Origin of the sequence: Dysgonomonas sp. HGC4 (assembly GCF_001261715.1) — a bacterium.
GTDB lineage: Bacteria > Bacteroidota > Bacteroidia > Bacteroidales > Dysgonomonadaceae > Dysgonomonas_A.
Genome location: NZ_CVRU01000184.1, coordinates 1 through 17,663, shown reverse-complemented (window position 1 = coordinate 17,663; position 17,663 = coordinate 1). Strand labels below are relative to the sequence as shown.

The following is a 17,663-nucleotide window of genomic DNA, read 5'->3' as shown; positions in this document are numbered from 1 at the left end:
TTATAAATATTTACTAAAGAAACAATGGGTCAAAGACCTCAAAAAATTCTTCTTTATGCTTCTTTTAGAACCACAACATTGGACAGATTATGAATTAATAGATTCGGGCAATTATGAAAAACTCGAACGGTTTGGAAAACACATACTGGCACGACCCGAACCACAAGCTGTATGGCAAAAAACATTATCGGAACAAGAATGGGAAACGATGGCAGATGCTATTTTCAGACGCGAAAAAGGAAAATCGTCACAAGATGGAAACGAAAGAGGAGAATGGATTCAGAAGAAAGGTATGCCCGATCAGTGGTTTATTAATTATGACTACAAAGAAATGCACCTTAAATTTCGTTTGGGGCTTACTTCTTTCAAACATGTAGGTATATTTCCTGAGCAAGCCGAAAATTGGAACTTTATATACGATACTGTAAAGAGCTTCAATATAAACGAACCAAAAGTATTAAATCTCTTTGCCTATACGGGTGGCGCTTCTATTGCCGCTAAAAGTGCAGGAGCTGATGTTACTCATGTAGATTCCGTAAAACAGGTTATCACTTGGTCTCGTGAAAATATGGAGGCTTCGAATCTAGATAATATTAGATGGATTGTTGAAGATGCTCTTAAATTTTGTAGACGAGAAGTAAAGCGAGGCAAAAAATACAATGGTATTATTCTCGATCCTCCTGCTTACGGACGTGGACCTGATGGTGAAAGATGGATTCTGGAAGAAAATATAGCTGAACTAATGTCTATCTGCCAAGAGCTTCTAGAAAGCGAAAATTCGTTTCTTATACTCAACCTCTATTCAATGGGATTTTCGTCTGTAATAGCTGAAAATTTAATTAAAAACTACTTTCTTACTATTAAGTCATATCAATACGGAGAGTTATTAATACCTGAAAAATCGGGAAAAAGACTTCCTTTGAGTATATATGCCAGATTCAAAAATTTAAAAGGTTGAGTATTAGATCAGTCTATTTTATATTTAATTTAATACATTGTAATACAATTACTTAAATATTAAATTACTAATACATAGACAATTAATAAAATATAAAAGATGTCAATAAAGTGTTGATAACTGTTGATAAGTTTCTAAAAAATAAAGTTGCAAAGTTGATACTCCAAATTGTATATAAGATATTGATGAAATACAAAATTATTAAGCATAAATCTTTGTTTAAAATATCATGTAGTTATCAACAGCTATTAACAATGAAAAGAAATAAAACTTTTGAACACTCACAGTTATCAACACTCATTTAATAAAGTCTGTAACAAGCAGTGAACCATCACATATAAGTATGCTAAAAAATGTTCATAATTGTATATAAGTCTATATTAATATAACAGTAACTCAAAAAACAAGTAAAAGACGAAATAATAATAAACAGTTTCAACAGGCTATTATTACTACCATATTAGTTTTTAGTTTAAAGAAGAATAAATAATACATAATACAATTGTTGATAACCCTTTTTTGGTTGACTGTTTATTTATAAGTATATTGGTATGAAAAAAATAATTCTAAGTTTATTAGTAATGGGATCGGTCTTTATGATCTCATGTAAAGATTCAACTATGAAAATAGATAAAGCTCAATATTCGGGAAAAGATGTATCTAGCGAAGCATCTATAATAAGAAATAAAGATACCAAGGCTGCCGAATTGCATATTGAGGCTAATGGCAAATGGTTTTTGTATTCGGGAACATCGGTAGATGATATTGATTTTTCGAAACCCATAGCTGAAGGCGAGGGTAGTGGTACTTTTCCTTTGAATGTAGCAGACAGTGTTCGCAGTTATTTTCAATTGGTAACTTCGGATGGAAAAGCTATTTTGGCCGAACGTCATCTACCTATGACAGGTGGTTATAATTTTCGTGATTTGGGTGGAATTAAAACTTTGGATGGAAAATTTATTAAATGGGGTAAGATATTTAGATCAGATGATTTACATAATCTGACAGATAATGATATTAAATATCTATCATCGATACCTCTTGTTTCAGTAGTAGATTTCAGATCTCCTGAAGAAATTAAACGTTCACCAGATAGGTTACCTCAGTCTGTAAACAAAGATTATGCTTATTCTATAACACCCGGTAATTTATTGGCTGCTAAGAGTCTGGCAGATTTAAAACAAAGCCAGATGGATAGTGCTATGATGGATATGAATGTCATCTTGGTGACCGATTCTTCTTGCGTAAACAGATATAAAGATTTTTTCACATTGTTACAACAAGAAAAAGATGTTCCTTTGATGTTTCATTGTTCGGCAGGTAAAGATAGAACAGGAATGGGAGCAGCTCTTGTTTTATTTGCACTTGGTGTAGATGAAAATACAATTATTGAAGATTACTTATCTTCTAATATTTATTTGGGTGACAAGTATGCTCAATATATAGCTGAGAATCCTAATTTAAAGCCTTTATTTGAAGTAAAGAGAGAATTTATACAGGCAGGTATCGATCAGATAAAGAAAGACCATGGTACGGTCGAAAATTACTTAACTGGGGTTCTGGGTGTAGATATTCAAAAATTCAGAGAAAAGTATTTATATTAAGATTTTGAGAGTTATATAAACTTACTGGTAAATTCTTTTTAATTATGTTACTTACAAGTTTTTATAAAAAAATTATAGCTTTAATCATTATTCTTATATCGTTTTTGGATTTCGCTTTTTCTCAATCGAAAAGTGAAATAGAAGACTTATTAATAGAGGTTTGTAAAATATCCGACTCTAAGGATATTATAAAAAATGAAGCTGCTTCTAAAATATCCGATTATCAGGAAGAAGCTTTACAAATATTACCAGACTTTTTTATGGACGATTCTAAAACAGACGTCTATTCTAAATGTCTAAAACGTAAATTGAGTAGGGGAGAAGTTGCTATTATTCTTTGTGATAGAATAGAGATTATGCCTTATTTTCAATTGATTGGAATGCAGAACTTTACTTTTTCGTTTTGCGAAAACAATCCTAATTTTATAGAATCTTATTTGGATATTATAAATAAACAATCGATTAAAAAATTCAAAGAAAAATATGTGCTGTGGTTGCACAGCGAAGATAGGAAAGATACCCGTATTTAATTTTTAGTACATCCAAGACCTTTTTGTTATAATTATATACTATGAAAAAACTACTTTATTTAAGCTTATGCTTAGGTTTTCTTTTGTCGTGTAATTCGGGACAGGAAACTATTCATTTTAGAGGTATTTGTGTTGATGATCCTCAAGGTATAGAAGGATTATATAATAGTGAAAGAGGCTTTCGGCTCGAAGTTGCTTTGAATGTAGGAGATGGAAATGCTTCTCATGCCATTGAAGAGTTGAGAGAAGAAGTAGCTAAATATGCCTCCGACAGTGTTTCTTTGGTACAAAGCTATTTTTATTTGACCGATTTGGTTGGTAAAGATTTGTCGGAAAAAGACTTCGAAATTATGCAGTCTTATTTTGATGAACTTCAAAATTTAGGAATGAAAGCTGTACTTCGTTTTGCTTACGAAAGAGATTTTAATGGAAGAGCTCCCGTAGGACCTACTGAAAAACAAGCACTAGCACATCTTGATGAATTACAACCTTTTCTTGAAAAGAATAAAGACCTTATTTTAGTGGTTCAAGCTGGAGTAATAGGAGCATGGGGCGAATGGCATAGTTCGGTTCATGGTTTAGAGAATTCAGACGATATTAAACGCTCTATTTTAGAAAAACTATTAGCTGTAGTTCCTAAAGAAAGGAATGTGCAGGTAAGAGTACCCGATTATAAAAATATACTTAAAAATACTCCTGAATTATATAATAGACTTTCATTCCATGATGATTTTATTGTCATTAAAGCTGACAAATGGGATGGAGATATGCATGAAGGAACCAATAATTTCGATCAGATAGTTAAAGAATCTCCTTACCTAGCAGTAGACGGAGAGCTGCCTTGGGGATTTTGGAGTGTAGGTAATGATCCTGATGCACCATCGGCAGGATGGATTATTGATGGACACGAAACTGCACGCCGTTTATTTTTACAGCATTATACTTCTTTGAGCGTTATTCATAACTATAAAGAGAAACACGAGAATACAAAAGATCTGAAAAAATTACCTAAATATTCGATGTTAGTATGGAAAGAAACACCACTTTCCGAAAGCTTTTTAATAGAAAATAAAATGCCTGTATCAGCTAATTATTTTCAGAAAAAAGATGGTTCTGCTGTTGAACGAAATGTATTTGATTATATAAGAGATCACTTAGGATATCGTCTTGAATTACAGGAATTATCGCTTACAAATGGTAAAAATAAAGGAGAGAAAGAAATTTCTTTAAGTCTTATAAATAGGGGATTTTCTACTTTATTTAATGAGCATGATGTTTATTTTGTATTGATAGATGAAGCGGGGGAAGTTACCGAATTTAAAACAGATGCTGATATTTATACATGGCAGCCTTATAATCCGGATGATATAAACCATGCACCTTTAGTACATCAAGTTAAATCAACTATTAAATTGCCTGTAGACTCTAAGGAGGGTAATTATAAACTTGGATTATGGATAGCTGATGGATCGGAAAGATTGAAGTATAACCCTCGGTATGCTATTCGTACTGCTAATGGGGATGTAAAGTGGTGGGTATCGAAAGATAAACGATATGGAGTAAATATTTTGACTGATATAAAACTATAATAAATAGGTTGTTATGAGAAAAATAACTTTATTTCTTCTCTTTTTAATTTCTGCTGTTTCAATGTATTCACAAACAGTATATGAAACTGATATTAAATTCGAAAAAGATGAGTATTGGTGGGGTGGAGTAGTAGCATTCGGCTCACAAATGCCTTATATAAAACCTGTAAAAGAATTTGATTTGTCTTTACAAAACTATAATAATCAGGTAGTACCTCTTTTTATATCTAATAAAGGAAGATATATTTGGAGCAATTCTCCCTTCAAATTCGAAATAAGAGATAATTCTATAAAGATAAGATCTCTATATGAAAAAATAGAGGTAGTTGAAGCAGGTAAAACTCTGAAAGAAGCTTATTTGCATGCTTCTCAGAAACATTTTCCCCCGAGTGGTATATTACCCGATCATCTGTTTTTTACAATGCCCCAATACAATACATGGATTGAGTTGACATATAACCAAAATCAAAAAGATATTTTGAACTATGCTCAAAGTATTATTGACAATGGTTTCCCTAAAGGAGTATTAATGATTGATGATAATTGGCAAAAGCATTATGGAAATTTTGAATTTAAAGCTGATAAATTTTCAGATCCAAAAGGGATGATTGAAAAGCTTCATTCAATGGGATTTAAAGTAATGCTATGGGTATGTCCGTTTGTAAGTGGCGATAGTCCCGAATACAGAGATTTAATGTCGAAGGGTTATCTTATAAAAAAGAAAGGAACAAATACTCCTGCTATGATTGATTGGTGGAACGGGCAAAGTGCTTGTTATGATCTTACTAATCCTGAGGCTGCTAACTATTTTGTAGCTCAATTAAAGCAGGTACAGCACGTATATGGAGTAGATGGCTTTAAATTTGATGCAGGAGATAATTCGTTTTACTATACTGATTTAATTGATAGCTATAAAAAAGATGCTAAATCGGTAGATCATACTTTAGCATGGGCTGGGATAGGGCTAGAGTTTCCTTTTAATGAATATCGTGCAGGTTGGAAGATGGGAGGAGAGGCTCTTGTGCAACGTCTTGGCGATAAAGATTATTCGTGGGGTGCAGTAAAGATACTTATTCCTGAAATGATTTCCGCAGGGTTGTTGGGTTATGCTTATACTTGTCCTGATATGATTGGTGGAGGTCAATTCGGCTCTTTTATAGGCTTAGATCAGACCAAATTCGATCAGTCATTAATTGTAAGATCGGCTCAGGTACATGCATTGATGCCTATGATGCAATTTTCGGTTGCTCCTTGGCGAATATTAAATAAAGAGAATCTGAATATAGTTCGTAATATGGCTCATTTACATAAAAAGATGGGGAGTTATATCCTTAATCATGCAAAAGAATCTTCTAAGACAGGAGAGCCTATTATTCGTCATATGGAATATTCGTTTCCAAACGAGGGTTTTGCTGAGTGTAAAGATCAATTTATGTTAGGAGATAAATATTTGGTAGCACCTGTTATTTCGTCTGATAATAAGAGAACTGTGAAACTTCCAAAGGGTAAATGGAGAGACGATCTGGGTGAAAATTACAAAGGAGGACAAACAATTTCGTTTGATGTTCCTTTAGATAGGCTTCTATATTTTGAGAAACAGTGAGGGTCGTTACTTATCGTATGCATACTCTTTTAATTCCTCTAATTCTTTTAGTATTTGCAGTTCCCATTCATTTTGTTTTTGGGTATCCCTTGCATAATCAGTGGCTTCATCATATTCTATTCGGCGATTTGTAAATTCTGCCATTGATTTTTGATTTAGCTCTTCAACAAAACGAGTACCTGATATGGCTTTTTTCTTGTTTTTTTTCAAAGCTTTTCTAAATTGACGAGTGTAGATTTCAGCAATATCAAATATGGTTTGCTGATATAGTAGCGAGGTTGAAACATTCTTATTAGGATTAATCCATGAAGCTGATTTAATCATATAATTGCGAACCTTTTTATTAAAATTCTTAGCTAAAAAACTAAATCCGTTTACACTATAATCTATTGAAAATTGAGCAAATGAAAGCATTTGATCTGTACTTTCTTTTTTGATACCAAAATCGTCAAGAGTTAGCTTTTGGGCTGAACTCCACATTACTATATTTTCATTTTCAGTTTTGTTTTGGGAGAATAAAGAATTAATAGAAAGTAATAAAATTATTAAAATTGAGAATTGTTTTTTTGTCTTTTTCATACAGATTAAGTAATGTAGTAAATACACTGCAGCTTTAATGTTATCAGCTACAAATATATGCTTATTTTTAGGTGTTTAGATAGGTCTCATTAAAAATATAAATTTCATTCTTTTTTGACTATCTTTGTGCCCTTGAATATTAAAAAATTAGAATAAAATAATGGCTCTACAGTGTGGTATAGTAGGACTTCCTAATGTAGGAAAATCTACACTTTTCAATTGTTTATCGAATGCGAAAGCACAATCTGCAAATTTTCCTTTTTGTACAATCGAACCTAATGTGGGTGTGATTACCGTTCCGGACGAACGTTTAAACAAATTGGCAGAATTGGTTAAACCTAATCGTATTTTGCCTACAACTGTAGAGATAGTAGATATTGCAGGATTGGTAAAAGGAGCCAGTAAAGGCGAAGGATTAGGCAATAAATTTTTAGCTAATATACGCGAAACAGATGCTATACTTCATGTACTGCGTTGTTTTGATGATGATAATATTACTCACGTAGATGGGAGTGTAAATCCTGTTCGTGATAAAGAAATAATTGATACGGAATTACAGTTGAAAGATTTGGAAACTGTAACAGCACGTATTCAAAAGGTAGAAAAGCAAGCCAAAACAGGTGGAGATAAGGATGCTAAACGTATGTACGACATTCTTCTTCAGTTCAAAGAAGCTTTAGAACAAGGTAAATCAGCTCGTACTGTTCAGTTTGATAATAAGGAAGACGAAAAGGCTGCAAAAGAATTATACTTATTGACTTACAAACCTGTAATGTACGTTTGTAATGTGGATGAAGCTAGTGCTGTTACTGGTAATAAGTATGTAGAACAAGTACGCGAATCGGTTAAAGAAGAGGATGCACAAATACTTGTTGTAGCTGCTAAAATAGAATCGGAGATTGCAGAATTTGAATCTTACGAAGAGCGTGAAATGTTTCTTTCCGAAATAGGACTTGAAGAATCAGGTGTTGCCCGTCTTATAAAAGCCGCTTATCAACTTTTAGGTCTTCAAACATACTTCACTTGCGGTGTACAGGAAGTTCGTGCATGGACGTTTATAAAAGGCTTCAAAGCACCACAATGTGCGGGTGTTATACATACCGATTTCGAAAAAGGATTTATCCGTGCTGAAGTTATCAAATACGAAGACTTTATTGCTTTAGGCTCTGAAGCTGCTGTAAAAGAAGCTGGTAAAATGAGTGTAGAGGGTAAAGAGTATGTTGCTCAGGATGGTGATATTATGCACTTCCGTTTTAATGTATAATAATTAATTTAATGTTTCAATTTTTAGAAATAATAGGATATATAATCATCGGAATAGGTATTATTCTGATGATTACAGGTGGTGTTTTAGCTACCAAAGCCATGTTTTCCGGTAACCAAGATAAACTTAAAACAAACTTAATAAAAGGTCTGAAATACTTTGGACTTTCTATTCCTGTGCTTGTTATAGGTTTTGTTATTGGTATTTATGGTTCATCATCTTTATCTCATCAAAAGGTAGCTGATGTTTATGTTTTGACGCAAGAAGATATCAATATTTTAGATAAAAATCCGGATGAATTTACTGAGAAAGATATTATAAAGATTCATCAACTCACATTTTCACATTTAAGTTCGGAGGATATTGAAAAATATTACGATAAGCTGAAAGATGTTTCTATTAAAATTTTGGCTCCTACTTACCCTAAAGATCTTTTTGAAAAAAACTTAAAAGAGACTACTATTTATAAAGACAAATACGGAATTAAAGAGTAATGATTACTGAAGCTTCAAATAAAGATTATCCCGTTTTAGTCAAAATATGGGAAAGTGCTGTTTTGGCTACTCATGATTTTCTTTCTGAGGAAGATTTCTTGTTTTATAAATCCCAATTGCCATTTTATTTTGAGCATGTTTCTTTGTATGTATTTAAAGACGAATCTCTTACAATAAAAGGTTTTCTGGGTGTTTCAGAAGATAATATAGAAATGCTTTTCATAGAAAATGAATCTAGAGGAATGGGAATTGGAAAAAAATTACTTAATTTCGCCATAGATTCTTTAAACTTAAGGAAGGTAGATGTGAATGAACAAAACACACAAGCTCTGAGATTCTACGAACAAAGAGGTTTCATAAAAACAGGCTATGTAGATTGTGATTCTGAAGGAAAAAACTATCCGGTTATTTCTTTAGAACTCTCATAATTAAATGTTTATACACTATACATTATCACTAATTAAATAAAATTTATGAAAAAGTTTTTATTAGCAGTGGCTCTATTAGCAACTTGCAGTTTTGCGGCTAATGCACAATTCGGTAAAATTAAGGTGGGTAAAGCTGTAGATGCAGCTACAAAAGGTGTTAAAGCTATGACCCTTAGCGATGCAGAAATTTCTCAATATGCTCAAGAATATATTGACTGGATAGACGCTCACAATCCTGTATGTAGTGTTACTGATACCGATCAAGGTAAAAGAGAAACTGCTGAGCGTTTAGAAAGAATTTCCGCAATGTTTCCTATAGATAATGTAAATGGTAAAAAGCTTGATATTAAAGCTCTTTATGTAGTTGATGTAAATGCTTTTGCATGTGCTAACGGAAGTATTCGTGTTTTTGCAGGATTAATGGATATCATGTCAGATGAAGAAATTCTTGCTGTTATGGGACACGAGATTGGTCACGTTGTAAACAATGACTCTAAAGACGCTTTTAAAACGGCTCTATTAACGTCTGCTCTTAAAGATGCAGTAGGTTCTACCGGAAACGCTGCAGCTGCTCTAACGGACTCTCAATTGGGTTCTTTGGGTGAAGCATTAACTAATGCTCAATTCTCTCAAAAACAAGAATCTTCGGCTGATGACTATGCATATAATTTATTGAAACAAGCTAATAAAGATCCTCACGCAATGGCTCAGTCTTTAGGTGTTTTGTTGAAAATGGAGAAAGAAGCAGGTGCAACTAAAACAAGTAAAGCAAATCAGTTATTTTCGAGCCATCCAGGTCTTGAAAATCGTATTGCTAACTTAGAGAAAAAGAAGTAAACGAAGTTTCGTAACTTTTCTAAATATAAAAGCCTGATAAGTAATTATCAGGCTTTCTTTGTTTTGAGTAAAAAGGATTATTCTAAATATCCCACAGGATGATTGAGTATCAAGGTCTGACTATCGCTTAAGTTAAGAACCTTTTTTAATTCTGCGTGATTCATCTGTGCACGAGGTTTTGTAGCTAAGCCCATTCCCGAACAAAAGATAGCTATGTTCTGAGATACAATTCCTGCATCTACTTTGCCCATATTGGTAATATGCTCCATTGTATTATAAGCAGATGGTGTATATTTTGAAGCATCTGCTACAAGATAAAGAATTGTAGGGGGTAGGGGATTATCCTTTTTTCCACCTGCTAATCCTCTGTAATCACTTTCAGCTACAGGAACTAAATTATTTGATTTTGGATCGAATTTATATACTCCTTGAGGCAGGGCAACATAAATATCAATATCTTGGCTGTTTTGAGACGATGGAGCAGTCCTTTTACCGTTTTCACGATTGATACCATTAGCAGCCCAAAGTAAATTGGATAGGTCTTGTTTACTTAGCTCTTTATCTCCAAATTCAGAAGACGATTGTCTTTTGGCAAATGCTTCCATTACAGTAAGTCCCCCCGTTTTTTCAGGAGCATTCAATTCGATATTTGGTAAGTTCTGAGCATTTACATTGATAAAGGAGGCAAATGCTAATGCTGCGATTAATAGATACTTCATACTGGTATAAAATAATAGTTTTGTAAATTAAAAGTGATTTTTTATTTTTTCTAAAAATGCTTGTCTGTGTTCGTCACTTCCTGATGTAATATGATCACAATTAAACCAAGTAGTATTATTTATACCTACTGATTGTAAGCAATTTTTATTGATGTCATTTACTGGATCTCCTGATTGTACAAAACTACTTGTAGATTGCTCAGAAGTGGTTATTACAGTAGATTTTTCTATTTTGAGAAGTGGATTCCATCCATTTTCGTAGTTAAAAGCAAAACCATAAAGAAGTACTTTATCGAAAAATCCTTTTAAAATAGCCGGCATATTCATCCACCATATTGGATACATAAATACAACTTCTTCGCTATTTTTGAGCATAGTTTGGTATTTTTCCACTAAAGGATCCGAATACCCGCCTTTTGAATATAAAGCTAATTCAGATTCTGTTAGTACCGGATTGAAATTGTCTTTATGCAGGTCTATTACTTGATAAGGACAATTATCTGTGTCTAATTTATTAGTAATAGTGTCTAAAATCACTTTAGTAAAGCTACCATGCCAAGGGTGAGCTAAAATTATTGTTATCATATTTTTTATTATTTTATTGGTTCTATAAAATTACTCATTTATTGTCATATAGCCTGCTAGTTGCTTTTTTCTAAACAATATTTAATAGAAAAGAGCTACAATCAACGATTGTAGCCCTTTTCTATGAGTCTTATTTAAGACTTATTTTATTTTGATTCTTTCAACACCATATCGATAGTGATTGCAGTAGATACTACAACTATTTTATCTGTGTTTTCTTTGTATTCTTCTTTAATAGAAACGTTATATTTATCAGCAGTAGTGAAGATTTCCTTCATAGCACCTGCCCATTTTTTACTAATCGTTCCTATAGGTTCACCATTAGCTTCAGATATAGCAAAATTCCAACCTTTCCAATCTCCTTTTATTTCAGCAATCTTAGCTCTGTTGGCCGCCATAATATGGAATGTTGGTTTGAAAAATGCCCATTTTTGTTTGATAAAGCCAAGAGTTTCGTGATGTCCATTAAGTACAGCTATTTCAGACATAAAAAATGTCCATCCTCTTTTTATTACAGCAAGAGTGTTTCCTTCCATGTCTACAATCTCCAATAAAAAAGGCATCATTGCTTTACCAACAATTAGTCTTAGAACTTTGTGACCAGTGGATATTCTTTGTTTAATAACTCCTATTTGGTTTCCATCTTGACCAAATACTTTATATTCTGCTTCGAATTTGAAGTAGTTAACTTTCTGATCTATAAAGTATTCATTTGTTTCGAAAAACTGAGGAAAATTACTCATATTATTTATTTAGTTTTAGTTAGCATACAAAAGTACTACTTTAGAAGTTAAAAATGGTTATCCGGCGATATTAATTTTTATACCTAGTTGTTCTACTTTTTTTCCAATTTGTTTAAGCTCTTCAAGAGGAACCTTTTCTAGATTTTTTTCAGGAGTTTCTCTGTCTATTGTGTATATCATTACTTCCTTCGGATGCGTTATTTTTATAATATCAAGCCATCCGTTTATTTCTTCCTCAGTAGTGTTGTCTACTATTTGACCCTTATGACTGCCTCTTACGAACATGGTTTGCAGAATAAAATTCCCTTCAAATTTTTTGAAAAATTCTATTTGCCTCTCTATATTGTAAGTAGGAGAATTGGGCTGATCTATTAAGCGAACTGTTTCTATATTAGCCGAATCGAGTTTCAAAATATTATTTTCAACCTTTTTAAGTGCATTAAAAACACTATCCTTTCCTATGTGCATCGCATTAGAAAGTACACTAATCTTAGCTTCTGGAACATATTTATTCCGTAATTCGATGGTGTCATCAATTATTTCTGCAAAATGGGGATGTAGAGTAGGCTCTCCATTCCCGGCAAAAGTAATGACATCTATCTTTACATTTTCTTTTTTCAATTTCAATAATTTGTGCTCCAAAGCAGCTTTTACATTCTTACGATTAGGTAATTCTGTTTTGGTTCTTCCATCTTCATTGTATCCACATTCACAATAAATACAATTGAATGAGCAGACTTTTCCATCATAAGGTAAGAGATTCATACCTAGCGATGTACCTAATCTTCTACTATGTATAGGTCCGAAGACTATTTCATCAAATAATAGTGTTGACATGATTGGTCTGATTTATTTTGTGTACTAATAAATTGTATGATTATCTTAACCATTCAATTCCATAAATAATTCCGTATGCAAGAAGTACATAACGTGCAAATTTACCAGTAAACATGCTGATATTCACTATATATACATTAGCTCTCATATATCCGAGTGCTACGGCTATAACGTCTCCTACTACCGGTAAAAAACTAAAAAATGCCATGCTTGCTCCTTTTCCTGTGAGCCAAACATGTATTTTTTCAATCTTTTCTTTCTTTATTTTTAAATACTTTTCTATCCACTCAAGCTTGCCTTGTTTTCCCAAATAATAATTGGTCATACCTCCCATCCAGTTACCAACGGATGCTATAAGTATACATGTCCAAAGGTCTAAACCTGCTGCTATTAATGCAGCAAATACAAATTCGGAACCAAATGGTAGGATAGTGGCTGCCAAAAAGGAAGCTAGAAAAAGTCCTATATATCCGTATTCGACAAATCCGTCAAGCATATTTGTTTATATTATTGATAATTAAATATTTAATATTATCAATGGGCCTCTAACCAGTTATTTCCTGTACCCGAATCAGCTCTCAATGGAACGATGAGCTTATATGCCTTTTCCATCTCTTCAATTACGATTTGTTCCACGTGCGACAATTCATCGTTAAAAGTGTTAAAGTTCAGTTCATCATGTACTTGCAAAATCATCTTTGAACGGATTTTCTCATTTCTGAAACGTTCGAAGATATTATTCATTGCTATTTTTATGATATCTGCAGCACTTCCTTGTATCGGTGCATTTATTGCATTTCGTTCAGCATATCCTCGTACTGTGGCATTTCTCGAATTAATATCAGGAAGAAATCGTTTACGACCCAAGATTGTTTCTACGTAACCTTGTTCTTTGGCATCTTTAATGATATTATCCATGTACTCTTTAACCTTCGGATATGTTTCGAAGTATCCGTCAATCAGCTCTTTAGATTCAGATCTAGGGATAGAAAGTCTTTCAGCAAGTCCAAAAACCGAGATACCATATATAATACCGAAGTTAGCCGTTTTTGCTTTACGGCGCATATCGCTTGTTACCTCTTTAATTGGAATTTTATAAATTTTGGCAGCAGTAGAAGCGTGAATATCTTCGCCACTATTGAATGCATCAATCATACTTGGATCTTGGCTAAGATGTGCCATGATTCTAAGTTCAATTTGCGAATAGTCAGCCGAATAGAAAGTGCATCCTGGATCGGCAATAAAAGCTTTTCGAATGTCTTTTCCATGCCCTTCTCTGATGGGTATATTTTGTAGATTTGGATTGCTGGAGCTTAATCTTCCTGTTGCTGTAACTGTTTGATTATATGATGTATGTATCTTATCATCTCGTTTGTTAATCAATAAAGGAAGAGCATCAATATAGGTACTCAATAATTTTTTGAGACTGCGATATTCTAATATTTTGCCAATGATGGGGTGGGTGTCTTTTAAACTTTCGAGTACTTCTTCACTGGTTGTATATTGGCCGGTTTTTGTCTTCTTAGGTTTTTCAATAACTTTCAATCTATCAAAAAGAATTTCGCCTACCTGCTTAGTAGAATTTACATTAAATTCTACTCCTGCCAGTTCGAATATTTCGGCCTCAATATTTAGCATTTCTTTTGTCAGATTCTCAGAAGAATCTTTCAATGCTTTAGTATCTAGTCTTACTCCTGCATATTCCATATCGGCTAGGACATAGACAAGTGGAAATTCTATATCATAGAGTAAATGGCTTATACCATTTTTTTCAATTTCTTTTTCTAGTATGTTTTTTAGCTTTAATGTTATGTCGGCATCTTCACAAGCATAATTGCAAACATCTTTTGGAAAAAGGTCTCTCATATTCAATTGATTTTTCCCGCGAGATCCGATTAGCTCATCTATATGAATTGTTTTATAGTTGAGATATGTTTCTGCCATATAATCCATATTATGTCTCAATTCCGGATTTATTAAGTAATGGGCAATCATCGTATCGAATAATTTGCCTTTTACTTCTATTCCATATTTTTTGAGAACAATAATATCATATTTTATATTTTGACCGATTTTTAGAATATTTTCATTTTCGAGAATTTCTCTGAAAATTTTTACTTGATTTTTTGCCTTGTCAAAATTTGCCGAGATAGGTACGTAATATGCTTCACCTTCTTCAATGGAGAACGACATTCCTACTAATTCGGCATCAATAGGGTCAACGGAGGTTGTTTCTGTATCAAATGAACAAAAAGTACTACCCGAAATTTTGTCTCTTAATTTGATCATTTCTTCCTCATTATCAACTAGATGATATGAGTAAACCATGTCTTTTAACTCCATGAGAGTCGAATATTTTTTTTCTTCTGGGACATTCTCCATGAATTCTTCAAAGAGAACGCCTTGAGCTTCCTCTTTTTTAGGAACAATTTTGGTTTCTCTTTTTAAGACTCGATTTATGAGTGTTCGGAATTCGAGCTCTTCGAAAAGATGCTCTATTTTTTCATCATCAATATTTCTTCTTTCAAATTCTTCTTTTACAAATTCGATAGGAACATCAATTTTTATAGTTGCTAAAAATTTGGAGAAAATTATTTGCTCTTTGTTATTTTCGAGTTTGTCTTTTAGCGCTCCTTTTATGTTCGCTGTATTTTCGAGAATATTTTCAATTGTTCCAAATTCGGCAATTAATTTTTCGGCAGTTTTTGCTCCGACTCCCGGGCAACCCGGAATGTTGTCGGAAGAGTCTCCCATCAGACCGAGCAAATCGATCATGAGTAGGGGAGAGGCAAGGTTGTATTTTTCCATAACGGCTTTGTCATCTAGTACATCAAAACCATTTCCTGCAAATTTTGGTTTGTACATGAAAATCCGATCACTGGTCAACTGGCCATAATCTTTATCGGGTGTCATCATATAGACATCGATATCTTCTTTTTCGGCTTTTTTGGCAATTGTTCCAATCACATCATCTGCCTCATACATAGGTACTTCTACTATTTTTATATTATATGCCTCAATTATTTTCTTAATAATAGGGACTGCTAATTTTATATCTTCGGGGGTTTCGAGCCTTTGTGCTTTATAATGTTCGTAAGCTTCATGACGAAAAGTGGGTCCTGCAGGATCAAAAGCTACTGCAATATGAGTAGGGTTTTCTTTTCTAAGAACTTCTTCCAGTGTATTCACAAAACCAAAAATGGCTGATGTGTTTAGACCTTTGGAGTTGACTCTCGGGTTTTTTATAAAAGCATAATATGACCGATATATAAGTGCGTAGGCGTCTAACAGAAAGAGTTTCATACCAAAATATTAGTTAAATAGTTCTATTTCTCAGTAAAGTTACAAATAAATGCCTCTAAAAGCTGAATTATTTATAAATTTGCAATTCAACTAATTTTAGTATGGATAAAAAGCTTTTGATAGCTAAGCCGATAGCTTCAGAACTCGAACGTTTTACTTCTTATTTTAGAGAGTCAATATTTTGTAATAATCCTAGAATTCAGGAGATTATAGATTACATAATGAAATCAGACGGAAAGCATATTCGTCCGATTTTACTATTGTTGGCTGCTAAAGCTTGTGGAGAAATAACTGAGACTACATATCATTCTGCAGTAACAGTAGAATTGTTGCACACTGCATCGTTGATACATGACGATGTTGTGGATGAATCGAAAATGAGAAGAGGAAGACTCTCGACAAATGCTATTTATGATAATAAAATGGCTGTTTTGGCGGGTGATTATTTCTTGTCAACTGCTTTGATTAAGAGTGTATTGACTGGTGATATGGAAATCATTTCGGCTATATCGGGCTTAGGTCGTAGTTTGGCAGAAGGTGAATTGAACCAGTTGTCGCTGGCTAAGGAAATCATTTTGGATGAAGCAGAATATTTTGAAGTTATTAAGAAGAAGACTGCTTCATTGCTTTCGGTTTGCATGAAAATAGGTGCTCAATCTGTTGGAGCTAGTTCGGAGAATGTAGATCGTTTTGAGAAATTGGGTGAATATTTAGGTATTTGTTTCCAATTGAGGGATGATATTTTTGATTATTTCTCGAATAATGTAGGTAAGCCAACAGGCAATGATATACGAGAAGGAAAGGTTACTCTTCCTTTATTATATGCTTTGAAGAATACTGATTCTGAAGAATCGCAGGCAATGATGAAAATTATTGAGGCAAGTGAGTTTTCGGATCAGGATGTATCTACTCTTATTTCTTTTGCTAAAGAAAATGGTGGAATAGAATATGCATACGATAAGATCGAAATATTCAGGCAGAAGGCAATTGAAATTATTGACACTTTGAAAGAAGGAGAAGTAAAAGAGGCTTTGGTGAATGCTGTAGAATATGTGGTAGAACGCGTTTATTAAATTTTTGTAACTGGCAATAATAGACGAAGTACTTACTATTTTTTTGTTTCTTCTATGAAAAAAATACTATTGCTTTTAAGTTTTGTTACTTTATTAAACCTTGTTTCAACATATGAAGTGAATGCGGCACAAGTTACTTTTGGTCCGCATGATAAGCTTGTGAAAATATGTGATTTACCAGATACTGAAGATTACAAGTCTAATGATGGTAAGTATTTCGATTTTGGGTATAAATACACTTATTTCGAAGTTGTTTTTTTACCTATATTCCAACAAGGTGAAGGTCAAATTGTAGGATATATAGACGAAGAAAATTTTGTCGTTTTATCTAAGCAAGACATTGCTGATATTGTAAAAACAAATAATATAAAGAACCTTGCAGGCTTGGTAAAGATACCTTTTTGGGATGCATGGGGAGGTAAACTTGTAGGTATTCTTGTCATTCTACTGCTTATAGGTTCTCTATTTAAAGACAGATACAATAAGAAGACTGAAGAATAAAAAAGAAAGGTTATAA

18 protein-coding genes are annotated in these 17,663 nt (G+C 33.1%); 11 read left to right on the top strand and 7 right to left on the bottom strand.

Annotated elements, in window-relative coordinates; all coding sequences use genetic code 11:
- Positions 1 to 55 precede the first annotated feature (55 nt).
- The 5 genes from HGC4_RS17325 (at position 56) to HGC4_RS17305 (ending at position 6,284) form a co-directional block, all read left to right on the top strand.
- Positions 56 to 958, top strand: a complete 903-nt coding sequence (locus tag HGC4_RS17325; RefSeq protein WP_050711398.1) for an RsmD family RNA methyltransferase — start codon at positions 56 to 58, stop codon at positions 956 to 958.
- Between the two features lie 551 nt (positions 959 to 1,509).
- A complete protein-coding gene (locus HGC4_RS17320; protein WP_082204229.1) occupies positions 1,510 to 2,562 on the top strand; it encodes a tyrosine-protein phosphatase in 1,053 nt (350 codons plus the stop codon).
- Between the two features lie 44 nt (positions 2,563 to 2,606).
- Positions 2,607 to 3,092, top strand: coding sequence for a hypothetical protein (locus HGC4_RS17315; protein WP_050711397.1), 486 nt, complete (start codon positions 2,607 to 2,609; stop codon positions 3,090 to 3,092).
- A 41-nt stretch (positions 3,093 to 3,133) separates the two neighbouring features.
- Entirely contained in the window at positions 3,134 to 4,681 is a 1,548-nt protein-coding gene (locus tag HGC4_RS17310; protein ID WP_050711396.1) for a DUF4874 domain-containing protein, read from the top strand.
- Between the two features lie 13 nt (positions 4,682 to 4,694).
- Positions 4,695 to 6,284 carry a glycoside hydrolase family 31 protein gene (locus tag HGC4_RS17305; protein ID WP_050711395.1) on the top strand — a complete coding sequence of 530 codons (1,590 nt, stop codon included), beginning with the start codon at positions 4,695 to 4,697 and terminating at the stop codon, positions 6,282 to 6,284.
- 6 nt (positions 6,285 to 6,290) lie between these two features.
- Here the strand turns inward: HGC4_RS17305 and HGC4_RS17300 are convergent, their stop codons facing one another.
- The gene (locus tag HGC4_RS17300; RefSeq protein ID WP_050711394.1) at positions 6,291 to 6,863 is read right to left on the bottom strand and encodes a hypothetical protein; all 573 of its coding nucleotides are present in this window, start codon (positions 6,861 to 6,863) and stop codon (positions 6,291 to 6,293) included.
- A gap of 160 nt (positions 6,864 to 7,023) precedes the next feature.
- Here HGC4_RS17300 and ychF point away from each other — a divergent pair, with 160 nt between their 5' ends.
- From ychF to HGC4_RS17280, 4 genes are read left to right on the top strand one after another with little or no spacing between them, the layout of a single operon-like run.
- Complete coding sequence (gene ychF / locus HGC4_RS17295) at positions 7,024 to 8,127, top strand: redox-regulated ATPase YchF (RefSeq protein ID WP_050711393.1); 1,104 nt, start codon at positions 7,024 to 7,026, stop codon at positions 8,125 to 8,127.
- Positions 8,128 to 8,138: 11 nt separating this feature from the next.
- A complete protein-coding gene (locus HGC4_RS17290; RefSeq protein WP_050711392.1) occupies positions 8,139 to 8,621 on the top strand; it encodes a hypothetical protein in 483 nt (160 codons plus the stop codon).
- The gene (locus HGC4_RS17285) at positions 8,621 to 9,049 is read left to right on the top strand and encodes a GNAT family N-acetyltransferase (protein WP_050711391.1); all 429 of its coding nucleotides are present in this window, start codon (positions 8,621 to 8,623) and stop codon (positions 9,047 to 9,049) included. The genes HGC4_RS17290 and HGC4_RS17285 overlap by 1 nt, the downstream gene beginning before the upstream one ends.
- Positions 9,050 to 9,094: 45 nt before the next feature.
- Positions 9,095 to 9,886 (top strand): M48 family metalloprotease, encoded by a 792-nt coding sequence (locus HGC4_RS17280; RefSeq protein ID WP_050711390.1) that lies wholly within the window; start codon positions 9,095 to 9,097, stop codon positions 9,884 to 9,886.
- A 77-nt stretch (positions 9,887 to 9,963) separates the two neighbouring features.
- On the opposite strand, the gene HGC4_RS17275 is transcribed toward HGC4_RS17280, so the two are convergent.
- The 6 genes from HGC4_RS17275 to polA form a co-directional block, all read right to left on the bottom strand.
- Complete coding sequence (locus tag HGC4_RS17275; RefSeq protein WP_050711389.1) at positions 9,964 to 10,605, bottom strand: SagB/ThcOx family dehydrogenase; 642 nt, start codon at positions 10,603 to 10,605, stop codon at positions 9,964 to 9,966.
- Positions 10,606 to 10,632: 27 nt separating this feature from the next.
- Positions 10,633 to 11,190 carry an NAD(P)H-dependent oxidoreductase gene (locus HGC4_RS17270; RefSeq protein ID WP_050711388.1) on the bottom strand — a complete coding sequence of 186 codons (558 nt, stop codon included), beginning with the start codon at positions 11,188 to 11,190 and terminating at the stop codon, positions 10,633 to 10,635.
- 146 nt (positions 11,191 to 11,336) lie between these two features.
- Entirely contained in the window at positions 11,337 to 11,933 is a 597-nt protein-coding gene (locus HGC4_RS17265) for an LURP-one-related/scramblase family protein (protein WP_050711387.1), read from the bottom strand.
- 57 nt (positions 11,934 to 11,990) lie between these two features.
- A complete protein-coding gene (locus tag HGC4_RS17260; RefSeq protein ID WP_050711386.1) occupies positions 11,991 to 12,770 on the bottom strand; it encodes a radical SAM protein in 780 nt (259 codons plus the stop codon).
- Positions 12,771 to 12,810: 40 nt separating this feature from the next.
- Entirely contained in the window at positions 12,811 to 13,266 is a 456-nt protein-coding gene (locus HGC4_RS17255; protein ID WP_050711385.1) for a YqaA family protein, read from the bottom strand.
- Between the two features lie 38 nt (positions 13,267 to 13,304).
- On the bottom strand, positions 13,305 to 16,073 hold the full coding sequence (gene polA / locus HGC4_RS17250; RefSeq protein ID WP_050711384.1) for a DNA polymerase I: 2,769 nt from the start codon (positions 16,071 to 16,073) through the stop codon (positions 13,305 to 13,307).
- Between the two features lie 101 nt (positions 16,074 to 16,174).
- Between polA and HGC4_RS17245 the strand changes: the two genes are divergently transcribed.
- Positions 16,175 to 17,146, top strand: coding sequence for a polyprenyl synthetase family protein (locus HGC4_RS17245; RefSeq protein WP_050711383.1), 972 nt, complete (start codon positions 16,175 to 16,177; stop codon positions 17,144 to 17,146).
- Between the two features lie 54 nt (positions 17,147 to 17,200).
- Entirely contained in the window at positions 17,201 to 17,647 is a 447-nt protein-coding gene (locus HGC4_RS17240) for a hypothetical protein (protein WP_050711382.1), read from the top strand.
- Positions 17,648 to 17,663: the final 16 nt, after the last annotated feature.